Source organism: Nocardia takedensis NBRC 100417 (genome assembly GCF_000308695.1).
Lineage (GTDB): Bacteria > Actinomycetota > Actinomycetes > Mycobacteriales > Mycobacteriaceae > Nocardia > Nocardia takedensis.
This window is the reverse complement of sequence record NZ_BAGG01000117.1, coordinates 1-25,932: the sequence shown is the minus strand read 5'-3', so window position 1 is coordinate 25,932 and position 25,932 is coordinate 1. Positions and strand designations below refer to the sequence as shown.

Below are 25,932 nucleotides of genomic sequence, written 5' to 3'. Positions count from 1 at the left end.
TTGGAATCGATCGTCGACATCCAACTCGACCAGCTGCAGAAGCGACTCGCACAGCGTCGGTTGACCCTCGACGTCAGCGATTCGGCGCGGTTCTGGCTGGCGGTGCGCGGCTACGACCCCGTCTACGGCGCCCGACCACTGCGCAGACTGATCCAGCAGTCCATCGGCGACACCCTCGCCAAAGCGCTGCTGGCGGGCGAGGTCACCGACGGCGACGTGGTGAAGGTCGCCGTGACCAAGGACGGCGATTCGCTCCTCGTCGGCAGCTGAGTCACCGCCCGCGCGCCGGGTCCGGTCTCCGATCGGGCCCGGCGCGCCCGCGTGCGGTCCCCTGATCGGCGGACCCGACTGCCGGATGCGCGGACCCGGCATATCGTGGAGCGCATGAGCAACCCGAAGGATCCCTGGGGGCAACGGCCGGAGGACGCACCGACCGAATACCTCGGTCCGCAGGGACAGCCCGGTCCGCCCGGCGGCGGTCACACCGACGACCGGACGGTCGCCTACGGTGCGCCCGGGCCGTCCCACGATCCGGCGACCGAGCGGATCGATTCCTGGACCCCGCCGCCGGTCAACGCCACCCGCCAGATGCCGACCCACGAAAGCCAGTGGGGCGGTTACGAGACCGGCGGCGGCGCGTACGGGGGCGGCTACGGGCCGCAGGGCCAGTGGCCGGGCTCACCGGGGCAACCGGTCTACGGGCCGCAGGGCGCGCCACCGCCCGGCGCTCCGGTTCCCGAGCCGCCGCGTCCGCCCAAGCGCAACACCGGTCTGTGGATCGCGCTGGCGCTGGGCGTGATCGCGCTGATCGCGGTGGCGGGCGTGGCCGCGGGCGTCCTGCTCGGCAACGACTCCGATTCCGACACCGCCGCGGGCACCACCACGCGCAGCTTCCCGACGACCGGCGGCCAACTGCCCACCCAGCCGTCGGCGACGCCGCGCACCGGGCTGCCCAGCGGCATCCCCACCGAGATCCCCGGCCTGCCCGGCTTGGACGGCCTCGGCGCGACCATGGGCACGATCAGCGCCAACAGCGGCGGCACCCTCACCCTCGAATCGTTGAGCGGCGAAAAGGTCACCGTGCGCACCACCTCCGCGACGCAGGTGATCTCGCTGTCGGGCTCGAAGGTGGCCGATCTGAAGGTCGGCGACGTGGTCATGGTGCAGGGCGATCAGGCCGCCGACGGGTCCATCGAGGCCGAGTTGATCATCAGCGCCGCACTGCCGGGAGGCCCGCGGTGACCGGCCGCGGCACTCGCGTCCGTGACGACGCACGGCCCGTCGCGCGCCCAATGGCGGGCTCCCGGCCGTCGGGACCATTAGGGTAGAGCGCGATGACGGCAATGTGGTTCGGTTTGGCGGCGATCGCACTGGTGGGTGCGATCGTGCTGCTGTATTTCGATCGGGTCCAACGACAGCGGACCGGTCACGCGCGCCAGGTCTGGGCGAAAGCGCAGGGGTACACCTACGTCTCGGTGGAACCCGCCCTGCCCGCCACCTGGCGGCGCGGCGCGCTGGCCAAGCTCGGGTACCTGTCCGCGGTCGACGTGGTGTCGGGAATCCGCAAGGGCGAGAAGTTCGTCCTGTTCGATCTCGAGGACGCGGCCACCCTGGTGGCGGTGCGCAGGCAGATCGGTTCCGACATCGACGTGGACATGCGCCTGAAGACGGCGGCGCCGCCCAAGGACGCCGATCTGGAACTGCTCGGCGCGATCGGCGACCGCGTGGTCTTCGCCACCAATCCCGAGATCGCCAGGCACGCCGTCGATCAGCGCATGGTGGCCTTCATCGAATCGCTGTCGGACACCGTGCAGATGCTGTGGAGCGAGGGCAACTGGACCCTCGGCATGCTCTCGATCGGCACCTCGGCCAAGGAGTGGGAGTCCGCGATCGACGCCGTGCTGCGGCTGTCGGGTCTGCTGCACGTGTTGCCGCCGGTCGCCGATCCGCGCACCGGCGGCGAGTCCGCCGGACACGATCCGGGCAGGCCGCATCCGCCCAAGCGCCGTCCCGCCGCCGAGGAGGAGCCGCCCGGCACCGCCCCGATGCGCACCGCCGATCTGCACGACGACGAGGACGAGGACGGTACCCCCGCCCGGGACGAGGCCGGGGAAGGTCGTGCCGCGGCCCGTCCGTCGGGCCGTCCCTACGACGAGCCGAGCGAGTCGGGCGGGCGTCGCCCGTCGCTGGCCGTGGTGCCCGAGCGCGCCCGGCGCGCCGAAGCCGCGGGCGAGGAGACCGCCGCGGAGTCGTCCGGCGCGGAGGCCCGTAAACCGGCGGCGCGCACCGAGGACGAGGGCGACCGGCCGGTCCGCGAGGACATGCCGCCGCCCGGCGGCCCGTTCCACCCGGGCTTCCGCCCCTACCAGGGGCCCGTCCCTCGCTGACCGCGGGTCCGCGGACCCGCCCGATTGGATCGTCACGATGACACCTAGCGCCGATGCCGCGCGCCTGCCCGGAGCCACCCGCCCGGTCGCCCTGATCACCGGCCCGACCTCGGGGATCGGTCTCGGCTACGCCCGCAGGCTCGCTGCGCTCGGCTACGACCTGGTCCTGGTCGCCCGCGACGAGGAGCGCCTGCGCGGCCTCGCCGACGAACTCGACCGCAAATTCGCCACCCGCTCGGAGGTGCTCGCGGCCGACCTCGCCGCGGACGCCGATCGCGAACGGGTCGCCGCACGCGCCGCCGACGGCGTCGAATTCCTGCTCAACAACGCGGGTTTCGCGCATTCGGCGGAATTCTGGAAACTACCGTGGGAGCAGTTGCGCGCCCAGGTCGACGTCAACGTGACCTCCGTGGTCCGGTTGACCCACGCCGCGCTGCCATCGATGATCGCCGCCGCGAAGGGGGCGATCGTGAATGTCGCCAGCGTGGCCGGTCTGGTACCCGGTCGGGGCTCGACGTATTCGGCGTCGAAGTCCTACGTCGTATCCTTCACGGAGGGTTTGGCCGGCGGTCTGGCCGGGACGGGTGTCCGTGTCCAGGCGCTGTGCCCCGGATTCGTCCGCACCGAGTTCCACGAACGAGCAGGCATCGAGATGTCGTCGTTGCCGGAACCGATGTGGCTGTCCGTCGAGCAGGTGGTCGCCGGTTCTCTGCGTGATCTGGAGAAGGACCGGGTGATCAGCGTGCCCGGCGTGCAGTACAAGGCGCTGACGACGGCGGCCGGGCTGATCCCGCGGTCCCTGCAGGTCCGGTTCAACCGCGGCCTGTTCAACTCACGCGGAAGGACTTAGACATGATCGACGAGGCGACATCGCACGGTTCCGCGCTCGACACCGAGGCCGTCACCGACGTCACGGGTTCCGAGCGCGGCCGGTTGGCGGCGCTGGTGCGTGAACTGGCCGTGGTGCACGGCGAGGTCACGCTGTCCTCGGGCAAGCAGGCCGACTACTACGTGGATCTGCGGCGCGCGACGTTGCACCACCGTGCGGGCCCGCTGATCGGGCGGTTGCTGCGCGAACTGGTCGCGGATTGGGATTTCGAGTCGGTGGGCGGGCTGACGATGGGCGCGGACCCGGTGGCGCTGGCGGTCATGCACGCGCCGGGCCGTCCGATCGACGCGTTCGTGGTGCGCAAGGCGGCCAAGACCCACGGGATGCAGCGCCAGATCGAGGGCCCGGACATCGTGGGCAAGCGGGTGCTGGTCGTGGAGGACACCACGACCACCGGCAATTCGCCGCTGACGGCGGTGCGCGCGCTGCGTGACGCCGGCGCCACCGTGGTAGGGGTCGCGACGGTCGTCGACCGTGAGACCGGCGCGGACAAGGTGATCGCCGCCGAAGGGCTGGAGTACCGGTCCATTCTCGGGTTGAAAGATCTCGCACTGGGCTGACCGGTCGGTATTGTCTACTGATTCCGCGCAGCGGGCAACCGCCTGCGGGTCACAGGCACACCCGGCTGGGTTAGCCTGAACACAGTTCAGTTGTCCGGACGGTAGAGGACGTGTGAGTCACCTGTGGTGAGCATTGCGGTCAATAAGAGTCGCCAGAACGTTGCGATGCTCGGAATCGGCGCGTACCGACCCCAGCGGGTCGTCAGCAACGCCGAGGTGTGCGAACAGCTCGACTCCACGCCCGACTGGATCGTCGAACGCACCGGCATCCAGAACCGACGCTGGATCAGCGGCGACGAGACCCTGCGCTCCATCTCCGCCGCCGCGGGCGACCGCGCGCTGCGCAACACCGACATCGAGCGGAACAAGATCGGCGCGCTGATCCTGTGTACGTCGAGCTGGCTCAAGCTCACCCCGCACGGCGCGCCCACCGTGGCCGCCGACCTAGGGCTCAACGGCATCCCCGCCTTCGACCTCACCTCCGGCTGCGGCGGCTTCGGCTACGGACTCGGCGTCGCCGCCGACCTGATCCGCGCGGGCTCGGCCGACTACGTGCTGGTCATCGGCGCGGAGACGATGACGGTCGGCCTCGACCCCACCGACCGCGGCACCGCCATGATCTTCGGCGACGGCGCGGGTGCGGTCGTGGTCGGCCCCAGCGAGGAGAACGGCATCTCCCCGACGGTGTGGGGCAGCGACGGCGAGAACGCCGAGGCCATCGCCCAGGACGTCGACTTCCTGGCCTACATGGAGCGGGCGCAGACCTTGCAGGGCACCGACCCGGAGACCGAGGCGGTCGGCCGGATGTCGCTGCGCATGGAAGGGCCGCGGGTGTTCCGCTGGGCGGCGGTCACGTTGCCGCGCGCGCTGGCCAACGCGCTGGAGATGTCCGGGGTGTCCAAGGAGGAGATCGAGGTCTTCGTCCCGCACCAGGCCAACGCCCGCATCAACGAGTTGATGAAGAAGAACCTGGGCCTGGCCGACGACATCCCGATGGCCAACGACATCGTCAACACCGGCAACACCTCGGCCGCCTCCATCCCGCTGGCGATGGAGGAGATGCTGGCCACCGGCAAGGCCAAGGGCGGGCAGACCGCGCTGCTGCTCGGTTTCGGCGCGGGCCTGAGCTACGCGGGTCAGGTCGTCACCCTGCCGCCCGCTCCCGCGGAGCCCAGCTTCGATGTCTGAACGCGGCGCGGTCCGGCCGCTGCGTCTCGGGTACGCGGCGGCCGCACTCGTCACAGTCGCCGGTGCGCTCACCGGCCGGGACCGCCTGCAATGGTTGGCGAAACCGCTGCTCATGCCGTTGCTCGCGGCCGATGTCGCGACTTCGGAGGTCGCGCTGGACCGCACCGACCGGACCCTGCTGCTCGGGTCGTTGGGCGCGGCCACCGTCGGTGACGTCCTGCTCATCGATCCCGACGACGACCGCCGCCTGATCGCGGGCGCGTCGTTCTTCGCCGCCATGCAGACGGGGTACGCGGCGCTGTGGCTGCGTCGCGGAGCCCGCCCGACCGTCGCGAACGCGCTGCCGCGCGTCGGCGCTTGGCTCGGCGCCGCCGCCTTGCTGCGCTCGAAGGCTCCCGCGGTCGCGCTGCCGCTGACCGCCTACGGCGCGACGCTGGGCACGGCCGCCGTCCTCGCCTCCGATCCCGCGCTGGCCCCCGAGGCCCGCACCGTCGCCGGACTGAACCTGCCGGATTCCTCCGCGCACAGTCGACTCGGCCTGGGCGCCCTGCTGTTCACCGTCTCCGACGGACTGATCGTGCTGCGCCGGTTGTTCGCCCGCGGCGAGCGCGCGCGCCGCATCAGCGAAGGCGTCATCCTCGGCACCTACGCCGCCGCGCAGTACCTGCTCACCGATCCACGCGCGCACGCGGATTCACGCGGCGGGCCCCGGTAGCGGGCCGGATACCATCACCGACATGAGCAATCCGCCGTCGATGGACAAATCGGAGCCGCCCGGGTCCCAGCCCCAGCAGCCCTATTCCCAGTCGTCTCCGCAACAGCCCCATGCCCAGTCGTCGCCGCAGCCTTACGCGCAGTCGTCACCGCAGCAGCCTTACGGGCAGTCACCGCAGCAACCGTATGGACAGTCGCCCCAGCAGCCGTACGGCCAACAGCCTTATCCGCCACAGCCTTACGGGCAGCAGCCGTATCCGCCGCAGCAGTACAACCCCTACGGCGGTGGCGGTTACTTCCCGCCGCCGGAGCATCCGCAGGCCACCACGATCCTGATCCTCGGCGTGCTGAGCCTGGCCATGTGCGGACTGTGCGGACCGTTCGCGTGGTCGATGGGCCGCAAGGCACTGGCCGAGATCGACAGTTCCGGCGGGGCGATCGGCGGGCGCAGCAATGTCAAGGCCGGTTACATCTGCGGGATCATCGGCACCGCCTGGCTCGCGGCGTGGGTGCTGTTCGCGATCATCTACGTCGTGTTCATCGTCATCATGATCGGCGCGTCCTCCACGTGACGGACCCCAGCCGGTCCGAGGAGCCCGAACAGTCCGAGTCGGACCGGCTCGAGTCGGACCTGAACGAGTCGGACCAGCTCGAGTCGGACCTGAACGAGTCGGACCAGAACGGGCCGGAGCAGAACGGCCCGGAGCAGCGCGAGTCGGACCTGAACGGCCTCAACGAATCCGGCGCCGAACAGCCGGGGCCGACCGAATGGGGCGAGCAGCCGCACGGCGTCGGGCCGTGGGCGAGTGAACACGACGGTCCGCCGCCGACCGACGCCCGGTTCGACCCGGAACTGCTCGCGCACGGCGACCGCCGCAACGTGGTCGACGCCTACCGGTACTGGACCCGCGAGGCCATCGTCGCCGACATCGACGCGCGCAGGCACCCGTTCCACGTGGCCATCGAGAACTTCGGGCACGACGCCAACATCGGCACCGTCGTGCGCACCGCCAACGCCTTCGCCGCGGCAGCCGTGCACATCGTGGGGCGGCGGCGCTGGAATCGGCGCGGCGCCATGGTGACCGACCGCTACCAGCATCTCGAGCACCACGAGGATCTGCCCGCGCTGCTGGAGTACGCGGCGCGACACGCGCTCACGGTGGTCGCCGTCGACAATGTTCCCGGCGCGGTCCCGCTGGAGACGGCGATGCTGCCGCGTGACTGTCTGCTGCTGTTCGGGCAGGAAGGCCCCGGCGTCACCGAGGACGCGAAAAGCGCTGCCGCCATGACCGTCTCGATCGCCCAGTTCGGTTCGACGCGCAGTATCAACGCCGGTGTCGCCGCGGGGATCGCCATGCACGCCTGGGTCCGCTGCCATGCCGATTTGACCACATCTTGGTAACGGAATGGTGCGCGCGATCCGGGCGCGACCTGGCACCATGGGGGCATGACGTCGCGGAGCCCTCAAGCAGGCCATGATGCCGCATCCATGCCGGCGCTGTGGTCCGAACGGGCCGATATGGCCGAATCCGCGATCATCTCCCGGCACCTGCGGCCGCTGTGGGCCCTGCCCGGCACCGAACTCGGCGTCGTCGGCTGGCCGCCCACCCGCCGCGAACGCGCCTTCTTCTCCTGGCACTACTGGTGGCAGGCGCATCTGATCGACTGCGCCGTCGACGCCGCCAACCGGGTGCCCACTCCGGCCCGACGCAAGCGCATCGCGCAGATCGTGCGTTCGCATCGCCTTCGCAACATCACCGGTTGGACCAACGACTACTACGACGACATGGCGTGGCTGGCCATCGCGGTCGAACGCGCCGAGCGCACCCAGGGCGTCACCGAGGCGCGCGGCGGGCTGGCGGCGTTGGAGAAGAAGCTTTACGAGGGCTGGAACGACGAGGTCGGCGGCGGGGTGCCGTGGCGGATCGGCTCGGACTACTTCAACGCGCCCGCCAACGGTCCCGCGGGGATCGCGTTACTCCGGCTGGGCCGGTACAGCCGGGCCCAGCAGATCGCCGACTGGATCGACGCGCACCTGCGTCATCCCGAATCCGGTCTGGTCCTGGACGGGGTGCACCTGCCGTCCGGCGAGATCGAGTACCCCACGTTCACCTACTGCCAGGGCGTCGTCCTCGGTCTGGAGACCGAGTTGGCGATGGCCACCGGCGAATCCCGGCACCTCGAGCGCGTGCACCGGTTGCTGGCCGCGGTCGAGGAGCAGATGACCACCGCGGGCATCGTCCACGGGGGCGGCGGCGGTGACGGCGGCCTGTTCAACGGCATCCTGATCCGCTACCTCGCGGTGGTCGCGATGATGCTGCCCGGCGAGGGGCGTGAGCAGATCGCGGACCGCCGACTGGCCGCCGAGATCGTGCTGACGTCCGCGGCCGCGGCCTGGTCGAATCGGCTCGACCTCGAGGGCGAACCGCTGTTCGGCGTCGACTGGCGGCATCCCGCCCGCCTGCCCGGCGGCAGCGCCGGGGCCGGACATTTCACCTCGGGCGGTTCGGTGACGGCCTCGGCCGTGCCCGAGCGCGACCTGTCGACGCAACTGTCGGGCTGGATGCTGCTGGAGGCGGCGCACCAGGTCAGCGCCGCCGGATTCTGAGCGGGCCGGTCAGCCCTCGGTCTCGCACACCCGCGCGCGGGAGTCCAGATCGAACTCCTCGGCCGGCCGCGACATCTCCTGCCGGTAGTGGCGGATGCCCAGCACCGTGCCGATGATCAGTCCGACGACCAGCGTGGCGATCACCACCGGCATCAGCCACGGCACCCGTTCGAGGAAGCCGCCCGCGTAGTAGCCGATGAGCAGCAGGACCGGCGCCCAGATGATCGCGCCGACGGTGCTGGCGATCGTGTACTTGCGGTGGTCCATCCCGGCCGCGCCCGCCACCATCGGGCACAGCGTGCGCACCCACGGGATCCAGCGGGCCACCAGAACCGCCAGGAAGCCGTGCCGTTCCAACAGTTCGGAGACCCGTTGCAGATTGCGGGCGTTGATGTAGCGACCGTTCTTACGGGCGACCATGTGGTCGCCGGTGCGTTGACCGACGACATAGCCGACCTGGTTGCCCGCGACCGCGGAGACCATCGCGCCCACCGACAGCGCCCACACCTGGGCTTCCCCGCTGGCGTGCGAGGCCATCACGATGCCCGCGGTGATCAGCATCGAGTCACCGGGCAGGAACAGCCCGATGATCAGCGCGCACTCGAGGAAGACGAAGGTCAGCACCACCGCCCACACGAGCGCGGGTCCCGCGGAGATCAGGGGATCGAACGTGCCCACGGCCAGGGGCAGTGACTCCGTCGACACCGGCTCAGCGGATCGGCTCGTTCGTGGCGGCGGCGGTCAACTCGGCGTCGGGCCGCGGCGCCGAACCCTTGTTGAGCAGCTTCTTACCGACCGCGACGATCCCGGGCAGGATCGACAGGAACACGATGAACAGGAAGATGGCCTCGACGTGGTCGCGGATGAAGGCGACGTTGCCGAGGAAGTAGCCCAGGATGGTGACGCCGCCGCCCCACAGGATCGCGCCGATGATGTCGAAGGCGACGAACTTGCGGTAGTCCATCTTCGATACCCCGGCCAGCACCGGCATGAACGTGCGCACGATGGGCACGAAACGGGCCAGGATGATGGTCTTGGGGCCGTGCTTCTCGAAGAAGGCGTGCGTCTCGGTGACGTAGTGCTTCTTGAAGAAGCGGGTGTCCTCCTTGTGGAAGATCTTGGGACCGATCCCGCGGCCGATCCAGTACCCCGTCTGGTCGCCCGCGAAGGCGACGAAGATTACCGCGGGCAGCAGAATCCAGATGTTTACCGGCGGATTCGCCTGCGCCGCCAGCAGACCGCCGGTGAACAGCAGGGAGTCGCCCGGGAGAATGGGAAAGAGCAGACCGGTCTCGATGAAGACGATGATGAGGATCGCCGGGAGTACCGCGTTCTTCAGCCACGATTCGGTGAGCAGGTACATCGGATCGAGCAACTGGGTCAGCGCGAGATTACCAGTGACCGATTCGGTCGCTGCCAGCAGAAACACGCGGCCTCCTGTCCGGGATGCGGCTGGCTTGGGAATGTGCTCGCCATCGCTTCGGAAGCTGCCAGCGCGATTACCTCGACCACAGTACCGGGTGATGCCCGCGAAGCTGGGGTCGAGGACGAAACTTCCCACCGGTCGGGCAGCTAACTCACAGCCTGTCAACAGGCGCGGAGAGACCGCCCGAACCACCCCGGGTGCCTCTGCTCACCAAACGGCTCTGCCTTAGGGTTGGCCTGACAGAATCGCTTCTTGCCGCACAACACGGAGGTCCTACAGTGCCCATCGCGACTCCGGAGGTCTACGCCGAGATGCTCGGTCGGGCCAAAGCGCACTCCTTCGCCTTCCCGGCCATCAACTGCACGTCGTCGGAGACGATCAACGCGGCCATCAAGGGATTCGCCGACGCGGGAAGTGACGGCATCATCCAGTTCTCCACCGGCGGCGCGGAATTCGGTTCCGGCCTCGGCGTGAAGGACATGGTCACGGGCGCGGTGGCGCTGGCCGAGTTCGCGCACGTCGTCGCCGCCAGGTACGACGTCACCATCGCGCTGCACACCGACCACTGCCCCAAGGACAAGCTGGACGGCTTCGTCCGCCCGCTGATCGCGATCTCCCAGGAGCGCGTCAACGCCGGGCAGCACCCGCTGTTCCAGTCGCACATGTGGGACGGTTCGGCCATCCCGATCGACGAGAACCTCGAGACCGCGCAGGAACTGCTCAAGGCCACCGCCGCCGCCAATATCATCCTCGAGGTCGAGATCGGCGTCGTGGGCGGCGAGGAGGACGGCGTCGAGGCCGAGATCAACGACAAGCTCTACACCTCCTCCGAGGACTTCGAGAAGACCATCGAGGCGCTCGGCGCCGGCGAGAACGGCAAGTACCTGCTCGCCGCCACCTTCGGCAACGTGCACGGCGTCTACAAGCCGGGCAACGTGGTGCTGCGTCCCGAGGTGCTGGCCGAGGGCCAGCGCGTGGCCGCCGCCAAGCTCGGCCTCGGCGGCGACGCCCAGCCCTTCGACTTCGTCTTCCACGGCGGCTCGGGCTCGCTGAAGTCCGAGATCGAGGATTCGCTGCGCTACGGCGTGGTGAAGATGAACGTCGACACCGACACCCAGTACGCGTTCACCCGTCCGATCGCGAGCCACATGTTCACCAACTACGACGGTGTGCTGAAGATCGACGGCGAGGTCGGCAACAAGAAGACCTACGATCCGCGCTCGTACCTGAAGAAGGCCGAAGCGGCCATGTCGGCACGGGTCCTCGAGGCGTGCAATGATCTGAAGTCCGCGGGACGGTCGATCAGCGCCTGACCCAGTACCCTCGGGGGCCCGAGTTCATGACTCTCGACGTACGCGTGCTCGGGCCCGTCCGGTTGTTCGTCGGCGATGCGCCGGTGGCGGTCGGCGGGCCCAAGCCGCGGGCCTTGCTGGCCGCGCTCACCGTCAACCGCAGGCGTGCGGTGGCCTCGGCGGCGTTGGCCGATATGGTGTGGAACGAGGATCCGCCCGACTCCTACGCGGCCAGTCTGCAGGTCTTCGTCTCCAATATCCGCAAGGCGCTGCGCAATTCCGGTGTCGATCCGGCCCAGGTGCTGCGCACCGAATCCTCCGGGTACCGCCTGGAGATCCCCGAGACCGCCTGTGACATCGGCCGTTTCGAGGCCGCGCGGGACGCCGCCGCCAAGGCCGCCGAGGCGGGCGATCACGCGGGCGCGTCCCAACTGTTCGGTGCCGCGCTGCGCGAGTGGAGCGGTCGCGCGCTCGCCGACCTGAGCGGCCTGCAATTCGCCGACGGTTTCGCCACCGCCATGGACGAGGAACGCCTACTGGCCGCCTCGGCCCGCATCGACGCCGAGATCGCCTGCGGGCGCGCCTCATCGGTGATCGGCGAACTGGTCTCGATGACCGGGGAGCATCCGCTGCGGGAACCGCTGTGGGCGCAGTTGATCACCGCCCTGTACCTGTCCGGCCGCCAAGCCGACGCCCTGGACGCCTGCCGCCGGGTGCGCGCGGTCCTCGCCGACGAACTCGGCATCGACCCCAGCCCGCCGCTGGTCGAACTCGAACAGCGGGTGCTGCGCCAGGAACCGCTCAACACCGTCGAACTCAAACGGTCCGAACGCTTGGCCGCCGCCATGACCGAGACGGTCACCGAGATGCCGCGTTCGGTGCGCAGCGGCCAGTTGCGCATGCCCGACGGGCGCATCCAGGTCATCGGGCAGGGCGGTATGCGCATCGGCCGCATGACCGACAACGACCTGGTCCTCGACGATCCCAAAGCCAGTCGCTACCACGCGCACATCATGCCGAGCCGCGCCGGTCTGCTCATCAAGGATCTGCATTCGGCCAACGGCGTCTACGTCAACGAGGAAGCCATCGAGAGCGGCGCGCTGCTCGCCGACGGCGACGTCATCCGGATCGGTGCGACGATCCTGACTTTCCAAGCTCTCGGCTGACCGGCACGGGGGGATCGACGCCGGCCGCCACCGACGCCGATCCCATTCCCAGGGCCGAGTGCCCCAGCGTGCCGACGACCACCGTGCCCGATGGGATGCGAAGTGCTCATCCCTTCCTCGTGCGCGGTTCGATCGCCGGGCGGGGATGCGGCGCCGCGAGGGCGACGAATCCCGTCGCGGACGTTAGCAGGGGTTGACGCGCCGTTTCGGCGAATTGCCCCATTCCGATTCGCTATGACCGGCCGAAGCCGGGGTGGCGCATCGCCGTTCGGCGCGGCCGATCCGGTGCCCACTCGGCCTCGACGCGAGAGTCGTTCAGGCGAAGCGGATCTCGGCCAGCGCGCGGCCGAACAGTTTGCGGTCACCGTGGTGACCGGTGAGCGCGATCGCGGCGGTGCGCGTCGACCGGTCCAGCGATTTCACCCGGCCGCCGAAATCGATGCGGGCGGGCACGTCGGAGCCCACCGGCACATATCCCGCGAACCGGACGCTGAATCGGGTGACGGCGGTCGGATCGCCCGCCCAGTCGGTCAGGTAGTCCGCCGCCAGACCCATCGTCAACAGGCCGTGGCCGACCACCGTGGGCAGACCGACCAACCGCGCGGCGTGCTCGCTGAAGTGGATCGGGTTCGGGTCGCCGCTCACGCCCGCGTAGTTCACCAGATCACCCCTGGTAAGGGTCGCCGAGGCCGGGGGCAGTGCGGTACCGGGGGCGAGGGTGTCGAAATCGGGCAGCGTGTGCAGGACCTGCGGTTCCGGATCGACCGTCGGCGACGGCGCGACGTGCTCGGCGGGCAACTCGACCAGCGGGCTCGGACCCTCGGGTTCGGGCTGGATGAGCAGACCGTCGATCGCGCGGGCCATCTCCGGGTCCACGTGCGCGCCCCGGCGGGCGACCATCGTCGTGGTACCGATCTGGGCCACCTCGCCGCGCTGGTTGGTGAGCGTGAAACTCACCTGCACGATGTCGGTGTCACCGAAATGGCGCACCGACTCGATCCGGATCGCGGTGGTCAGGCTGTCGCCCGCGATGATCGGCCGGTGCTGCTCGAAGACCTGATCGGTCTGGAGAACCTGTGACAGGTCATATTCGGTCAGCACCGAGTCCAGCAGCGCCCGCGTGCACGACATGCCGATGACCGAGGAGAACGTGGGCGGGGCGAGGACGCCCTCGTAGCCGAGCTTGCGGGCGTCGGGCTCGAAATGGTGCGCGCCGTGCTTGTTGCGCACCGCGCGGGCGAATTCGCGCACCTTCTCCCGGCCGACCTCGTAGTGGTCGCGCATCGCGAATTGCCGTCCCGCATACGCCGCCGTATCGACCGAATCACCGGTCGCAGGCCGCGTGTCTGTCTGCTCCGTGCTCATGATCCGGGCCATGCTACTGGGGGAAGCGGACACTTGACCAGGAAAATGTGACGACGGTGACGCCTCACAATCGGGCCCGGCGGACACTGTCATCCGCCGGGGCCGAACCGCCTACGGAGTGATCTGCGCCGGGTCGCACACCTTCCACCCGCCGTCGGTGCGCTGCAGGTCGAACGTGCGCGCGGTGCGGTTCGCCGGATCGGCCTCGATGAACACCGTCGCCTCCGCGATCGCGGTATCGCCGGTGATCGAGATGGTGTTCACACTGTCCACCACCGGAATCGTCCGATTCTCCACCGACGACCGGTGCACGCCCGCGAACTGCTCCTCGGAGATCTGCGCGTAGAAATCGTGCAACGTGCCGCAGGTACTCGACCGCAACTCCGCCAGATTCCCCGTCTTCAACCCGTCGGTGTAAGCGCCGATCGCGCCACGCACCTCGTCCTGCGGCGACGTCTTCGAACCGCCCACCAGCAGGAACGCCACCGTCACCAGCACCGCGACCAACACCATCGCCGCCGCGGCCACCGCCAACCGCCACCGCTGCGACTTCCCGGCCTCGGGTTCCGGCGCCGCATCGGGCTGGGCCGCGGGAGCGATCCGCTGCGGCGGGGCGATCGGGCGCTGATTCGGTGCGCCCTGGAGGTTTCTGGTCTGCTGGTCGGCCTGCGCGTTCGGTGCCTGCGGTGCGCCCGCGGGCTTCGTCAGCTGGGGGCCGCCCGGTTGCGGCGCGCCCTGGGGGTGTCCGCCTTGCTGCGAACCCTGCTGTGGTCCGGCCTGTTGGGAACCGCCCTGGTGGAGGCCCTGTTGAGGACCGCCCTGCTGAGAACCGCCTTGCTGGGAACCGCCCTGATGGAGGCCCTGTTGAGGACCGCCCTGATGGAGGCCCTGTTGAGGACCGCCCTGCTGCGGGCTCTGCTGCGAACCGCCTTGCTGGGGGTTCTGTTGCGGTCCGCCTTGCTGCGGGCCGCGCTGGGGAACTCCCTGCGGACCGCGCTGCTGGGGCGCGCCTTGGGGTCCACCCTGCTGCGGTCCGCGCTGCTGGGGCGCGCCTTGCGGGCTCGCCTGTTGGGTCGCGTCCTGCGGGTGACCGCCCTGCGAGCCGGCCCCCGGTCCGAGTCCGCCCTGGGAACCGCGCTGCTGGGGTCCGCCTACGGGTTGTGCGTCCTGCGGGCGCTGACCACCCTGCGGGTGACCTTGCTGCGGTCCGCCCGGCGGCTGAGTGGGCGCGCCTTGCGGGCGCTGCTGCGGTCCCTGGGGCGGCCGTTGATTCGGCGGCCCTTGCGGACCGGCCTGCTGCGGACCGGGGTGTTCCTGCGGCGGGGTGCCCTTGGGGTGCGTCGTGGACTGCACCGGCGAGGTCATCTGGGTATCGGCCGGCGACGGAGCCTTCGCCACCGAGGGCCGCGCCTTCCCGGGCGGTCGCGGCGGCGTCGGCCGGGTCTGCTCGACTTCACCCGGCGGCGGAGCGACCGGCCCACCGTGCGGCCCCGACTGCCTGGGCCCCGGCGCGGACCGCGGCGTCACCGGAGGTTTGGACAACGGCCGCGCGGGCCCCGTCGGAATGCGCTGCGTGGCCTGCTGATCCGGCGGCGTCTGGATCGGCATCGCCATCGTCGGCGCATCCCCGGAATCCGACACGACCGGTATCGCCACCGTCTTGTCGTCCCCACCCTCGGGCCGCGACTCCCCGCCCGCCCCGGGCCGGCGAATGACCTGCGTCTTGTCCGCGTCGTTCGGCGTATCGGAGTCGACTCCGCGCTCGCGCTGCCCCTGCACGTCCGCGTCGGACGCGCCACCTTCCGCCGTCGGTTCCGGCCCGGATTCCACCGGGTCGGCGGAAGGCGCGGTCGCGGCGGCGGTTTCCCCGGCGGCGGCGGTGTCGGCGACGTCCCGGGTCTGCGCGGTCGCCGAATCGCTCGGCGTGGTGTCGCCAGGTACCGGCGTGTCCGACGGACCGCTACCCGGCTTCCGAATGATCGTCGTCTCGCCTGCGCCAGCGCCGGCATCAACACCAGCACTGCGGGCGGCACCAGCATCGGCACTGGCACCAGCCCCAGTCGCGGCACCAGCGCCGGCGGCGGTGGCCGGGCTCGCGTCGGCGTCCTGGCTCGTTTCCGCGGCGGCCGATTCGGCCGCGGTCGACGCAGAATCCGTCGGGACGTCGTCGGACGCACCGCCGCCCGCTGCCGCATCGGCCACTGTGGTCTTGTCCGGGGCCGCCGCATCGGTGGACTCTGTCGGGACCGAACCGTCCGTCGTCCGGCCACCTGACTCGGCCGCGCTCCCCGGACCTGCGGCCTCGGCGCTCTGCGGCCCACCTGCCTCCACGCCGGCAGGCGCTGCGTCGCCCTCGCCCGAGCCGGTCTTCTCGCCCGCAACTCCGGCGCTCGCCGCGCCGGGGCTTCCCGCGCTCGCGGCTCCGACACCTGCCGAGGCGGCGGTTCCCGCGCCCGCGGCGCTTGCCTCGCCGACCGTTCCCGCGCTGGTTCCGGTATCTGCTGCGCCGGCGGTTCCCGCGCTCGTCGCCCCGGTGCTTGCCGCGCCGACGGCTTTCGTGCCCGCCGCTCCGGGACGCACCGCGCCGCCGTGCTCATCGCTCCTCGACGTATCGGCGGCTTTTCCGGTCGACGGAACGGCGTCGGCGCTGCTCGAGCCGGCGGCTTCGGTGCTCGCCTCGTCCGCTGACGCATCGTCCTCGTCGGGGGCCGGGGTCGCACCGCTGCCCGCGGGAGCGCCCTTCGCCGGAGCGGCGGGTTTGCCGGGCGGGGGAGGCGGGGTGGGGGTGTCGCCCGCGGCGTCGATGCGGACGGTCTCGTCGTCGGGGCGCAGCGTGACGGTGCGGTCCTCGGAGGTGTCGCGCGTTCCTCGGGGGATCTCGGTGGTCGCGGAGTCCGCGCCTGCCTGCGGGGTCGCCCCACGGGGGGCCGCGCCGAGGGGTTCGCGGCGGAAGACGGCGGGTTCGACGGGTGTGCGGGGGCGATCGGCGGAGGGGGTTTCCCGTTGGGAGGAGGCCGGTTTCGCGGTCGCGGAGGCACGCTCGGACGACGAGGCCGCAGGGGCGTCCTTGCGGGACTGTTCGGCTCCCGTGCTCGCGCGCGGGGGGTTCTTCTCGTCGTTCGGGTCGGACACCTAATTACCCCTCGGCTCAGGCGGAATCTGTGGAACTCGACGGTCAGCCTAACGGCCTTCGCCGAAGGTAGTCCGCCAATGGATCGTGCGCGGTGGCGGCCCGTGTTAGCAGCCCTGTGGAAACAGGGTTCGCCTGGGGATGGGCGCACCGGTGCGGGGTCGGTCGGTGCAAGAATGAACCGCATGACCTCCTTCGGTGATCTGCTCGGACCTCAGCCGGTGCTCCTGCCGGAAAACACCGATGCCGAGCAGGCGTTGCTCGACAACGTCGACCCGGTGCGGGTGGCCGCCGACCATCCGGCGGCGTCGATCGCGTGGGCCTATCTGGCGGAGGCCGCGTTGGCGCGCGGCGGTGTCGTCGGCGCCGACGAGGTCGTGAACCTCGACGTGGTGGCCGCCTACGCCTTCGCGCGCACCGGCTATCACCGCGGCCTTGACCTGCTGCGTCGCAACGGTTGGAAGGGTTTCGGGCCGGTGCCGTGGAGCCACGAGCCGAACCAGGGTTTCCTGCGCAGTGTGGGGGCGTTGGCGAAGGCGGCGCGCGCGGTCGGGGAGACCGAGGAGTACGCCCGCTGCCTGGACCTGCTCGAGGACTGCGATCCGCGCGCGGCCGCCGAACTCGGCCTCGACTGATTGACGGGGCCGGGTTCGCGCGTCGCGGTCGCCCGCGACAGCGGTAGGGACCAGCTTCGCCGCTCGTGGGCGAGGTTGCGGCTCTCGCTCGTCCCGATCGTGCAGTGCGCGCTGGGCGCGGCGCTGGCCTGGTTCCTCGCGCACAACGTCATCGGTCACACGCAACCGTTCTTCGCGCCGACGGCGGCGGTGGTGTCGATCGGCATCTCCTTCGGCGCGCGGTTGCGGCGTTCGGTGGAGTTGGTCGTCGGGGTGGCGGTCGGCATCGGCATCGGTGACGTGTTCATCGGTCGCGCGGGCACCGGCGTGTGGCAGATCGCGTTCGTGGTGGCGGTCGCGATGGCGTTGGCGGTGTTCCTCGACGGCGGTTCGATCATCACGATGCAGGCCGCCGGGTCGGCGGTGCTGGTCGCGACGTTGATGCCGCCGTCCTCGGGCGGCAGCCTGTCGCGGATGGTCGACGCGCTGGTGGGTGGTCTGGTCGGTGTGGTGATGGTGGCCGCGATCCCGCTGCATCCGGTACGTCGGGCCCGCGATCACGCCGCGGCGGTGCTGGGGGTGATGGGCAAGGCGTTGACCAGTTGCGCGGACGGTCTGCTGGAACAGGATCCGGAGAAGATCCGGGTCGCGTTGGAGTCGGCGCGCGCGACGCAGGCGCAGATCGATTCGCTGCGTTCGTCGTTGGAGGGCGGCCGGGAGATCAGTCGGATCTCCCCGCTGTACTGGAATTCGCGGGCGCGGCTGGACAGGATCCGGGCGACGGCGGACCCGCTGGACAACGCGGTGCGCAATACCCGCGTACTGCTTCGCCGTTCGTTGACGCTGGTGAACGACGACGAGATCCTCGATCCCCGGCTGATCGAGGAGGTGGAGAGTTTGGCGCACGCGGTGGAGGTGGTGCGTCGGATGATGTTGGCCGATCCCGGCGAGCAGCCCGATCAGGCGGAGGCGGCGCGGGTGCTGCGCACGGTCGCGAAGGGCGCGCGCCCGGAACTGGTGGCGGGCGCGGGTCTTTCGGCGCACGTGGTGTTCGCGCAGTTGCGGTCGATCGTGGTGGATCTGATGCAGGTGTGCGGGATGCGCCGGATCTCGGCGATCGCGCTGCTGCCGCCGACGGTGCCCAATCCGTATGTGCGCCCCCAGGACTGAATCCGGGTAGTGCGCTACTCGTGTCGAGGGGGACCGGCCGGTTCTAGCCTCGATCCGTGACCGCGATCGTCGAGGGGTGTCGCGGTCCGACCCTCCGCCCGCGCCGCGCGGGTAGTTCGACCACCGGGAGGGGGATGGTCGGGCCTCCGAGCGGCCGGGCGGAGCGGTGTCGCGGATTCCTCAGCGCCAGAAACGGGTCAGGTAGTCGCCGTAGCCGGACCACACGCGCGGCACCCCGGACAGCTCGAACAGCGCGTAGACCGCGTCGAAGAAGACGTTGTTGATCGCGGGGGTGAACAGCAGCGCGAACAGGATCAGCATGCCGAAGGGTTTGAACTGGTCCAGCGAGCGCCGGGTCTGGTAGCTCAGCGAGGGTTCGAGTACGCCGTAGCCGTCCAGGCCGGGGATCGGCAGCGAGTTGAGCAGGGCCGCGGTGACCTGGAGGAAGGCCAGGAAGCTGAGGCCGAACCAGAACGCGGGATGCGAACTCGCGGAGCCGAACACCCGCACGATCACCAGCAGGACCACCGCACAGACCAGGTTCACCGCGGGGCCCGCGCCGCTGATGATCCGCTGGGTGCGCGCGTCGACGTTGTGCGGGTTGACGTAGACCGCGCCGCCGGGCAGGCCGATGCCGCCGAGGGCGATGAACACGATCGGCAGCACGATCGACAGCAGCGGGTGCGAGTACTTGAGCGGGTTCAGAGTCAGGTAGCCGCGCAGTTCGACCTCGCGGTCCCCGGCCCGCCACGCGGTGTAGGCGTGCGCGAATTCGTGCAGGCACAGCGACACCACCCAGCCCGCGACGACCAGCAGGAACACCCCGATCTGCGCGCGGGTGGAGTCGAGTTCGGAGATCCAGGCGAGCACGCCGCCCGCGACGGCGATCGCGACGACCAGCAGGAACACCGGGCTCGGCCGGACCGCGCCGCGACCGGTCCGCGGCTTGGCGAAGGGCGTGTTCATCGCACCAGATACCAGGATTCGTGATGGCGGTAGAAGCTCGAGCGCGGCACGGGACGTTCGGTGCGCACCCCGTCGCGGGTGACGACCGCGCCCGGGCTGCCGAGCTGGGCGGCCCTGCCCTCGATCCAGCGCCGCTTGCGCAGCCCCTTGGTGACGGCGGCGCGGACGCCGGGCAGGTGCGGGGTCGGGGAGATGTGCATCGAGTTGACCTTGCCGCTGAACAGCAGGGCGTCGTCCACGTACGCCTCGCCTTCCAACTTGGCGTGGTCGACGCCGGTGATGGTGGCGCGGCCGACCAGCACGGTGCCGGTGTCGTCGCGGATCAGCGGGGTCTCGGTGGCGCGCCCGCCGATGGCGCGGCGGGCGGCGGCGTTGCCGGTGCCGGTCTGGTAGGCGCGCGAGCCGTAGGTCTTGTCGACGGGCACGTAGCCGATCTCGACGTGCAGGCGCTCGGTCTTCATCAGGTGGGTGAGCACGGCGGCCAGCGCGGCGTCGTCACCGAGCACGATGAGCCGGGGCAGGCTGTCGGCGGCCAGCACCGGGAGCAGTTCGTCGACGAGCGCGGTCTGCGGGATGGCGGCGGTCTGGGTGGTGGGTAACGCGGACAGGGCGATCGGGGCGGGCGCACCGTCGCAGCGGAGAACGTGGGTACTCAAACTGCCGTACACCCTCCTCGGTCCGGCCGACACACCCGTCGGCCCCCTCGCCACTCGCGAGCGAACCCCGTTCGGGGCACGCTCCGTGCCCAACCATAGCCCCGATGATGGGGGCGCGCCCCACCGCGCGCTGCGAGACGGTTCCGAGCCGGTCAGCGGGCATCGGCTAAAATGAGCTACCGGCCACCTCCTCCAGACGGGCAGGTAGCTGCAGCACGACCGTGTTGCGCCCCCGAATCGTAGGAGACAGACCATGCCGGCAATCGTCCTGATCGGCGCCCAGTGGGGCGACGAGGGCAAGGGCAAAGCAACCGATCTGCTCGGTGGTCGCCTGCAATGGGTCGTGCGCTACCAGGGCGGCAACAACGCCGGTCACACCGTCGTGCTGCCCAACGGCGACAAGTTCGCCCTGCATCTGATCCCGTCCGGCATCCTCACGCCGGGGGTCACCAATGTGATCGGCAACGGCGTCGTGGTCGATCCGGGCGTGCTGTTGGACGAACTGGCCGGGCTGGAGCAGCGCGGCGTGGACACCTCGGGGCTGCTGCTGTCGGCGGACGCGCACCTGATCATGCCGTACCACGTGGCCATCGATAAGGTCACCGAACGCTTCCTCGGCAACAAGAAGATCGGCACCACCGGTCGCGGCATCGGCCCCTGTTACCAGGACAAGGTCGCCCGTGTCGGCGTGCGGGTCGCCGACGTGCTGGACGAGAAGATCCTCACCCAGAAGGTCGAGGCCGCCCTGGAGTTCAAGAACCAGGTGCTGGTGAAGATCTACAACCGGCGCGCGCTGGACCCGCAGCAGGTGGTCGACGAAGTGCTTGCCCAGGCCGAGGGTTTCAAGCACCGCATCTCCGACACCCGCCTGAAGTTGAACGAGGCGCTCGAGCGCGGCGAGACGGTGCTGCTGGAGGGTTCGCAGGGCACGCTGCTCGACGTCGACCACGGCACCTACCCGTACGTGACGTCCTCGAATCCGACCTCCGGCGGCGCCGCGGTGGGGTCGGGCGTCGGCCCCAACCGCATCACCACGGTCCTGGGCATCCTCAAGTGCTACACCACCCGCGTCGGCTCGGGTCCTTTCCCGACCGAACTGTTCGACCAGTTCGGCGAATTCCTCGCCAAGAACGGCGGCGAGGTCGGCGTCACCACCGGCCGCGCGCGCCGCTGCGGCTGGTTCGACGCGGTCATCTCCCGCTACGCCACCCGCGTCAACGGCGTCACCGACTACTTCCTCACCAAACTCGACGTGCTGTCCGGTCTGGACACCGTCCCGATCTGCGTGGCCTACGAGATCGACGGTCGGCGCGTCGAACAGATGCCCACCACCCAGACCGATTTCCACCACGCCACACCGATCTTCGAGGAACTGCCCGGCTGGTGGGAGGACATCTCCGCCGCCCGCACCTTCGACGAACTCCCCGTCAACGCCCAGAACTACGTCCTGCGTCTGGAAGAACTCTCCGGCGCCCGCATCTCCTGCATCGGCGTCGGTCCCGGCCGCGATCAGACCATCGTCCGCCACGACGTCCTGGGCGCGTGACAGCAGCGTGAACCGCGCGGCGGTGGATGACGTTCGCCGTCAACGACTTCCCGTGCCGGGCGTTGCGGACACCCGTCGGGGCGCCTGCCCGCGCTGACCGATTTGTCGCCTACCGGCGTCGTCGGTGGCCCGGAGTGGGCGGACTGCTTCGATCATGAACCGCGAAGAACTACAGTTGGTACATGGCTCGGAATTGGCCGATGGTCGAGCGCGAAACCGAGTTCGACGCGATCCGGTCCGCGCTCACCGGTGCTGAGTACGTCGGCGCTGTGCTGACCGGTGACGCGGGGGTGGGCAAGACCACCCTGGCCAGACAGGCCACCGCGGCGGTCGGCGGCAACATCCGGTGGGTCGCGGGCACCGAGTCGGCGCGCAGCATCCCGCTGGGGGTGTTCGCGCACATGGTCGGCGTGTACACCGCGCACGACCCGGTGACGTTCATGTCCGCGGCCCGCGAGGCGCTGCTCGCGGACGGGCACACCATCATCGGCGTGGACGACGCGCATCTGCTGGACCAGCTTTCGGCGACGCTGCTGCTGCAACTGGCCATCGACAAGGCCGCGCACGTGGTGGCGACGGTCCGCAGCGGCGTGCAGGCACCCGACGCGGTGACTTCGCTGTGGAAGGACGGTCACCTGCTGCGGATCGACTTGTCGCCGTTCAGCCGGCGGCAGAGCGTCGATTTGGTCGAATCCATGCTGGGCGGTCAGTTGGAGGGGTTCACCGCCAATCTGATGTGGGAGTCCTCGGGCGGGAACGCCTTGTTCCTGCGGCATCTGGTGGAGGGCGCGCTGGAGGCGGGCACGCTGCGTCAGGTGAACGGGGTGTGGCAGTTGCGCGGGCGGGCGGCGGTCACCTCGGAACTGGCGGCGCTGCTGGAGGACCGGGTGGAGCAGTTGCCCGACCAGGTGTTGAAGGTGTTGGAACTGCTCACTTTCTGCGAGCCGATCGACTTGGACGTGCTGGCCGAGTTGGCGGGCGAGGAGGCGGTGGAGGCCGCGGAGACCCGCGCGGTGATCCGGGTGGTGGAGAATTCGCGGCAGTTGGTGGTGCGCTACAACCATCCGCTGTTCGGTGAGGTGATCCGGCGCAGGTTGGGCATCGCCTCGGCGCGGCGACTACGGGGTCGGTTGTATTCCTCGCTGCGCCAACGTCCGGTGAATACCTCCGCCGATCGCATCCGGTTGGCCGAATTGGCGTTGGACAGCGACAAATCCGCGGATCTGGAACTGTTCGAGGCCGCCGCCTCCGACGCGATCAACTTGGCCGACCTGCCGTTGGGTGAGCGGTTCGCGCGGGCCGCCGTGGAGCGGCGCGGCGGGGTCGAGGCCGCCGATCTGCTGGCTCGCGCGTTGCTGTGGCAGGGCCATCGCATCGAGGCCGAACGCACGCTGGCGAGTTTCGATCCCGATCAGCTCAACGAGGTCCAGTTGGCGCGCTGGGGCAACACCCGCGTGTCGAACCTGCTGTGGGCGATGGGTGACGCCGATCGCGCCGACGAGGTGCTGGCCCAGGTCCGCGCGAAGGCCAAGCACCCGAAGATCCGCATGGTGTTGACCGGGTTGGCCTCGGCGTGCGCGGTCAACGAGAACCGTCTCGACGACGCGTTCGCCGACGCCGAATCGGTGATGAACGCCGCGGACGCCCCGCCGTGGGCGGTGTGGTGGGCGTCCTTCGGCGGAGGACTGGCGTTGGCGTTGCGCGGTCGGGCGGAGGCGGCGCGGCAGTACGCGGCGCGCGGTCACGAGGTGGAGTCCGCGATCGACGGCCTCAACCGTTTCATCTCCACGCACGCCGAAGTGTTGGCGCTGACCCTGTCCGGTGATCTGGAGGCCGCCAGACGCTGCGCCACGGGCACTTTCGACTATTCCGCGCCCGGACAGTATCTGGCCTGGGGAATGTCGAAGATCCTGCAAGGCACCGCCGATGTGGCGTGCGGTCGGTTCCCGGACGGCATCGAACATCTCGAACAGGCGTTGGCGGCGTTGACCACCGAGGGCGCGGCCGCCTGGATCATCCCGGCGCGCATCCGGCTCGCCGAAGCCTATTCGGCGCTGGGCCGCTGGGCGGAGGCCGCCGAATCCATCGCCGAGGCCACCGGGCGCGGCGGCAGGCACAGCGCGGTCTACGATCCGCAACTCCAAGTGGCCCGCGCGTGTCAGGCCGCCGCCGAGGGCACCGTCACCCCGGCGGTGCGGTTGGCCGTCGCCGCCGCCGACGCGGCCGAGGCGGCCCGGCAGTACGCGGTCGAGGCGACCGCCCTGCACACCGCCGCCCGCTTCGGCGACACGTCGGTCGCGGATCGACTCGCCGATCTCGCGACGCGCGTCGACGGTCCGCTGGTGCAGGTCCAGGCCGCGCACGCGGTCGCCCTCGCCGCCCGCGACGGCGCGGGACTCGACGCCGCGGCAGCGGAATTCGAGCGGATCGGCGCGCTGCTCTCGGCCGCCGACGCCGCCGCCCAGGCCGCCTCCGCCCACGAACGCGACGAGGACCGCAGGCGGCTGCAGGAATCCGCGGCGACAGCGAATCGCCTGGCGGCGGCCTGCGGCGGGGCGGCGACACCGGCCCTGCGCCAAGCCGCGCAACCACTTCCGCTGACCGCGCGGGAACGCGAGATCGCCAACCTCGTCGCGGCCGGGTTGACCAACCGGCAGATCGCCGATCGACTGACCGTTTCGGTGCGCACCGTCGAGGGTCACCTGTATCGGGCCTGCATCAAGATGGACGTCACCGACCGCGAATCCCTCGGTGCGTTGATGCGCGGCGAATCCCGCGACTGACCGGCGCGTCGGCCGCGAACCGCCGGAGCCGATTGTGCTGTAAGTTACTGCCCGGGAATAGGGTTGCTCGTGGGCCGTACGAGCACCCCGGCCCGCAGGATTTCGCAGCAGCAGTGGGAGTGTTCGCCGTGGCAGGTCGGCATCGACGGGTACAGAACTCGAGCGCGCGCAACGCCGTGTTGGCGGGTGCGGTGCCTCTAGCAGTGGCAGTGGTCTGCGCGGGAACCGCGAGCGCCGATCCGTCCGTGGTGCCCGCCACGCCGGGCGTCGCCCGCACGGAACAGCCGATCCATCCGGCGAACTTCCCGGACAACCCGGCGCAGCCCGGCATCACCACCCAGCAGGAGCGGCCCACCGAACCCGCCGCCGCTGCCCCCGATCTCGACGCCGACACGGGTCTGAACTACGCCGAGCCCACGCCGCCGCGTCAGGTCCAGGTGCCGCAGGGCGGCGCCGCCGAGATCCCCGCGGATCTCACCGTCCTCGAGCCCGCCCCGCGCGTCGCGCCGCACGAACTGCGCGTCGCCGGGTTCACCGCGCCTGTCCCGCAGGAGATCCCGGCCGATCTGCTCGCCGGTGTCAACGACGGCATCGCCGGTTTCGAGGCCCAGATGACCGCGCTGACCCAGGGCGCTCCCGTCGTGGACCAGCAGCGCACCAACAACATCGCGACCGGCGCCCTGATCGGCGCGGCCACCACCGGCATCCCGGGCGCCGTGGTCGGCGGCGTCGGCGGCGGACTCATCGGCGCGGGAGTCGGATTCGGTGTCGGCGTCGCGGGCACCGCGGCGGGTACGGCCATCGCCGCCGCCGCGGCGGGTGTGCCCACCGGCGGTTCGGCGGCGGTCCCGATCCTGGGCGCGGCGCTGCTCGCGGGCCTCCCCATCGCGGGCGCGTCGACCGCGGCGGGCGCGGCCATCGGCGCTGTCGTCGGCGCGGCCGCTGTCGGTCTGCCCGCGGCGGCCGTGGGCGGCGTGGTCGGTGGGGCCATCGGCGCGGTCGTCTGATCGAGTGACTTCGGCGGGCGGCTTCGGCCCGCCGCCCGGTCCGGACCGTTCGACGCCTCGGTCGCCCTACTGCGGGACGCGGTCGGCTGCTGACTGATCGCTGTTGTCGCCGTGCCCGGCGTGGGCACTCGGATTCCGGTTCCGCAGGTCTGCCGGCGTCCGGCCGACCTGAGCGGATGTTCTCGCTATTCAGGTGTCGTCCGCACGCGTCACTGGGTACGGTCGGGGCAGTCGAAGGAAGGTGGGGAGCGCTGTGCGTTGGGTGCTTACCGGCGGTGCCGCGATATTCGCCGTGGGATTGCTGACCGGCTGCGGGTCCGAACCGGGCACGCCGACCCCGGTGTCGGCCGTGGTGGTCACCTCCACCCAGCGACCCGAGGTCGAACGCAACCTGCGCATCCGCGAACACCTGCAAGAACTGGGCTGCACCACCAACAGCTGCATCCAGACCTACTTCGCCTGCAT

Annotated in this window: 23 protein-coding genes; 17 read left to right on the top strand and 6 right to left on the bottom strand. The window is 70.4% G+C overall.

The window, feature by feature from the left end:
• The 10 genes from ON30_RS25720 to ON30_RS25675 form a co-directional block, all read left to right on the top strand.
• Positions 1–270, top strand: a 270-nt coding sequence (locus tag ON30_RS25720; RefSeq protein ID WP_505805077.1) for a ClpB D2-like domain containing protein, incomplete at its 5' end; no start/stop codon positions are given.
• Between the two features lie 114 nt (positions 271–384).
• Positions 385–1,242 carry a DUF5666 domain-containing protein gene (locus ON30_RS25715; RefSeq protein WP_040710945.1) on the top strand — a complete coding sequence of 286 codons (858 nt, stop codon included), beginning with the start codon at positions 385–387 and terminating at the stop codon, positions 1,240–1,242.
• Positions 1,243–1,334: 92 nt separating this feature from the next.
• The gene (locus ON30_RS25710) at positions 1,335–2,387 is read left to right on the top strand and encodes a TtfA family protein (protein ID WP_245554216.1); all 1,053 of its coding nucleotides are present in this window, start codon (positions 1,335–1,337) and stop codon (positions 2,385–2,387) included.
• Between the two features lie 37 nt (positions 2,388–2,424).
• Positions 2,425–3,237, top strand: coding sequence for an SDR family NAD(P)-dependent oxidoreductase (locus tag ON30_RS25705; protein WP_051029974.1), 813 nt, complete (start codon positions 2,425–2,427; stop codon positions 3,235–3,237).
• Positions 3,238–3,239: 2 nt separating this feature from the next.
• Positions 3,240–3,836: an orotate phosphoribosyltransferase gene (gene pyrE / locus ON30_RS25700; protein WP_083911665.1), complete on the top strand. Its 597-nt coding sequence runs from the start codon at positions 3,240–3,242 to the stop codon at positions 3,834–3,836.
• A gap of 123 nt (positions 3,837–3,959) precedes the next feature.
• Positions 3,960–5,024: a beta-ketoacyl-ACP synthase 3 gene (locus ON30_RS25695; RefSeq protein ID WP_040710941.1), complete on the top strand. Its 1,065-nt coding sequence runs from the start codon at positions 3,960–3,962 to the stop codon at positions 5,022–5,024.
• A complete protein-coding gene (locus tag ON30_RS25690) occupies positions 5,017–5,739 on the top strand; it encodes a lysoplasmalogenase (RefSeq protein WP_051029973.1) in 723 nt (240 codons plus the stop codon). Before ON30_RS25695 ends, ON30_RS25690 begins: the two co-directional genes overlap by 8 nt.
• Positions 5,740–5,761: 22 nt before the next feature.
• Positions 5,762–6,310: a hypothetical protein gene (locus ON30_RS41290; RefSeq protein WP_245554215.1), complete on the top strand. Its 549-nt coding sequence runs from the start codon at positions 5,762–5,764 to the stop codon at positions 6,308–6,310.
• 149 nt (positions 6,311–6,459) lie between these two features.
• Complete coding sequence (locus ON30_RS25680; protein WP_040710954.1) at positions 6,460–7,140, top strand: TrmH family RNA methyltransferase; 681 nt, start codon at positions 6,460–6,462, stop codon at positions 7,138–7,140.
• A gap of 87 nt (positions 7,141–7,227) precedes the next feature.
• Positions 7,228–8,346 (top strand): glycoside hydrolase family 76 protein, encoded by a 1,119-nt coding sequence (locus ON30_RS25675; protein WP_040710939.1) that lies wholly within the window; start codon positions 7,228–7,230, stop codon positions 8,344–8,346.
• A 9-nt stretch (positions 8,347–8,355) separates the two neighbouring features.
• Here ON30_RS25675 and ON30_RS25670 read toward each other — a convergent pair whose 3' ends face one another.
• Both ON30_RS25670 and ON30_RS25665 read right to left on the bottom strand, forming a co-directional pair.
• Positions 8,356–9,036, bottom strand: coding sequence for a DedA family protein (locus ON30_RS25670; RefSeq protein ID WP_040710953.1), 681 nt, complete (start codon positions 9,034–9,036; stop codon positions 8,356–8,358).
• 19 nt (positions 9,037–9,055) lie between these two features.
• Positions 9,056–9,709 (bottom strand): DedA family protein, encoded by a 654-nt coding sequence (locus ON30_RS25665; protein WP_051029975.1) that lies wholly within the window; start codon positions 9,707–9,709, stop codon positions 9,056–9,058.
• 341 nt (positions 9,710–10,050) lie between these two features.
• Here ON30_RS25665 and fbaA point away from each other — a divergent pair, with 341 nt between their 5' ends.
• Both fbaA and ON30_RS25655 read left to right on the top strand, forming a co-directional pair.
• Entirely contained in the window at positions 10,051–11,085 is a 1,035-nt protein-coding gene (fbaA, locus tag ON30_RS25660) for a class II fructose-bisphosphate aldolase (RefSeq protein WP_040710937.1), read from the top strand.
• Between the two features lie 26 nt (positions 11,086–11,111).
• Positions 11,112–12,230 carry a BTAD domain-containing putative transcriptional regulator gene (locus ON30_RS25655; protein WP_040710935.1) on the top strand — a complete coding sequence of 373 codons (1,119 nt, stop codon included), beginning with the start codon at positions 11,112–11,114 and terminating at the stop codon, positions 12,228–12,230.
• 315 nt (positions 12,231–12,545) lie between these two features.
• On the opposite strand, the gene ON30_RS25650 is transcribed toward ON30_RS25655, so the two are convergent.
• On the bottom strand, positions 12,546–13,595 hold the full coding sequence (locus tag ON30_RS25650) for a fused (3R)-hydroxyacyl-ACP dehydratase subunits HadA/HadB (protein ID WP_040710951.1): 1,050 nt from the start codon (positions 13,593–13,595) through the stop codon (positions 12,546–12,548).
• A 111-nt stretch (positions 13,596–13,706) separates the two neighbouring features.
• Entirely contained in the window at positions 13,707–16,727 is a 3,021-nt protein-coding gene (locus ON30_RS39395) for an Rv0361 family membrane protein (RefSeq protein ID WP_157183830.1), read from the bottom strand.
• A 183-nt stretch (positions 16,728–16,910) separates the two neighbouring features.
• Between ON30_RS39395 and ON30_RS25640 the strand changes: the two genes are divergently transcribed.
• On the top strand, positions 16,911–17,360 hold the full coding sequence (locus tag ON30_RS25640) for a DUF3151 domain-containing protein (protein ID WP_040710949.1): 450 nt from the start codon (positions 16,911–16,913) through the stop codon (positions 17,358–17,360).
• The gene (locus ON30_RS25635; protein ID WP_051029970.1) at positions 17,361–18,509 is read left to right on the top strand and encodes an FUSC family protein; all 1,149 of its coding nucleotides are present in this window, start codon (positions 17,361–17,363) and stop codon (positions 18,507–18,509) included.
• Positions 18,510–18,689: 180 nt separating this feature from the next.
• On the opposite strand, the gene ON30_RS25630 is transcribed toward ON30_RS25635, so the two are convergent.
• Together ON30_RS25630 and ON30_RS25625 are read right to left on the bottom strand one after the other, a co-directional pair.
• Positions 18,690–19,475, bottom strand: a complete 786-nt coding sequence (locus ON30_RS25630) for a site-2 protease family protein (RefSeq protein ID WP_051029969.1) — start codon at positions 19,473–19,475, stop codon at positions 18,690–18,692.
• Positions 19,472–20,131 (bottom strand): hypothetical protein, encoded by a 660-nt coding sequence (locus tag ON30_RS25625; RefSeq protein ID WP_245554214.1) that lies wholly within the window; start codon positions 20,129–20,131, stop codon positions 19,472–19,474. Before ON30_RS25625 ends, ON30_RS25630 begins: the two co-directional genes overlap by 4 nt.
• 253 nt (positions 20,132–20,384) lie before the next feature.
• Between ON30_RS25625 and ON30_RS25620 the strand changes: the two genes are divergently transcribed.
• The 3 genes from ON30_RS25620 to ON30_RS25610 all read left to right on the top strand — a co-directional run bounded on the left by ON30_RS25620 (position 20,385) and on the right by ON30_RS25610 (position 25,467).
• Positions 20,385–21,677 (top strand): adenylosuccinate synthase, encoded by a 1,293-nt coding sequence (locus ON30_RS25620; protein WP_040710931.1) that lies wholly within the window; start codon positions 20,385–20,387, stop codon positions 21,675–21,677.
• Between the two features lie 182 nt (positions 21,678–21,859).
• Positions 21,860–24,460: a helix-turn-helix transcriptional regulator gene (locus tag ON30_RS25615; protein ID WP_040710930.1), complete on the top strand. Its 2,601-nt coding sequence runs from the start codon at positions 21,860–21,862 to the stop codon at positions 24,458–24,460.
• A gap of 203 nt (positions 24,461–24,663) precedes the next feature.
• Positions 24,664–25,467: a hypothetical protein gene (locus ON30_RS25610; protein ID WP_245554213.1), complete on the top strand. Its 804-nt coding sequence runs from the start codon at positions 24,664–24,666 to the stop codon at positions 25,465–25,467.
• Positions 25,468–25,932: the final 465 nt, after the last annotated feature.

Bases quoted from the DNA above. Each gene is read 5' to 3' on its own strand.
- ON30_RS25715 (WP_040710945.1), top strand. From the start codon at position 385: ATGAGCAACCCGAAGGATCCCTGGGGGCAACGGCCGGAGGACGCACCG.
- ON30_RS25710 (WP_245554216.1), top strand. From the start codon at position 1,335: ATGACGGCAATGTGGTTCGGTTTGGCGGCGATCGCACTGGTGGGTGCG.
- ON30_RS25705 (WP_051029974.1), top strand. From the start codon at position 2,425: ATGACACCTAGCGCCGATGCCGCGCGCCTGCCCGGAGCCACCCGCCCG.
- pyrE (WP_083911665.1), top strand. From the start codon at position 3,240: ATGATCGACGAGGCGACATCGCACGGTTCCGCGCTCGACACCGAGGCC.
- ON30_RS25690 (WP_051029973.1), top strand. From the start codon at position 5,017: ATGTCTGAACGCGGCGCGGTCCGGCCGCTGCGTCTCGGGTACGCGGCG.
- ON30_RS41290 (WP_245554215.1), top strand. From the start codon at position 5,762: ATGAGCAATCCGCCGTCGATGGACAAATCGGAGCCGCCCGGGTCCCAG.
- ON30_RS25675 (WP_040710939.1), top strand. From the start codon at position 7,228: ATGCCGGCGCTGTGGTCCGAACGGGCCGATATGGCCGAATCCGCGATC.
- ON30_RS25665 (WP_051029975.1), bottom strand. From the start codon at position 9,709: ATGTACCTGCTCACCGAATCGTGGCTGAAGAACGCGGTACTCCCGGCG.
- ON30_RS25655 (WP_040710935.1), top strand. From the start codon at position 11,112: ATGACTCTCGACGTACGCGTGCTCGGGCCCGTCCGGTTGTTCGTCGGC.
- ON30_RS25650 (WP_040710951.1), bottom strand. From the start codon at position 13,595: ATGAGCACGGAGCAGACAGACACGCGGCCTGCGACCGGTGATTCGGTC.
- ON30_RS25640 (WP_040710949.1), top strand. From the start codon at position 16,911: ATGACCTCCTTCGGTGATCTGCTCGGACCTCAGCCGGTGCTCCTGCCG.
- ON30_RS25630 (WP_051029969.1), bottom strand. From the start codon at position 19,475: ATGAACACGCCCTTCGCCAAGCCGCGGACCGGTCGCGGCGCGGTCCGG.
- ON30_RS25620 (WP_040710931.1), top strand. From the start codon at position 20,385: ATGCCGGCAATCGTCCTGATCGGCGCCCAGTGGGGCGACGAGGGCAAG.
- ON30_RS25615 (WP_040710930.1), top strand. From the start codon at position 21,860: ATGGCTCGGAATTGGCCGATGGTCGAGCGCGAAACCGAGTTCGACGCG.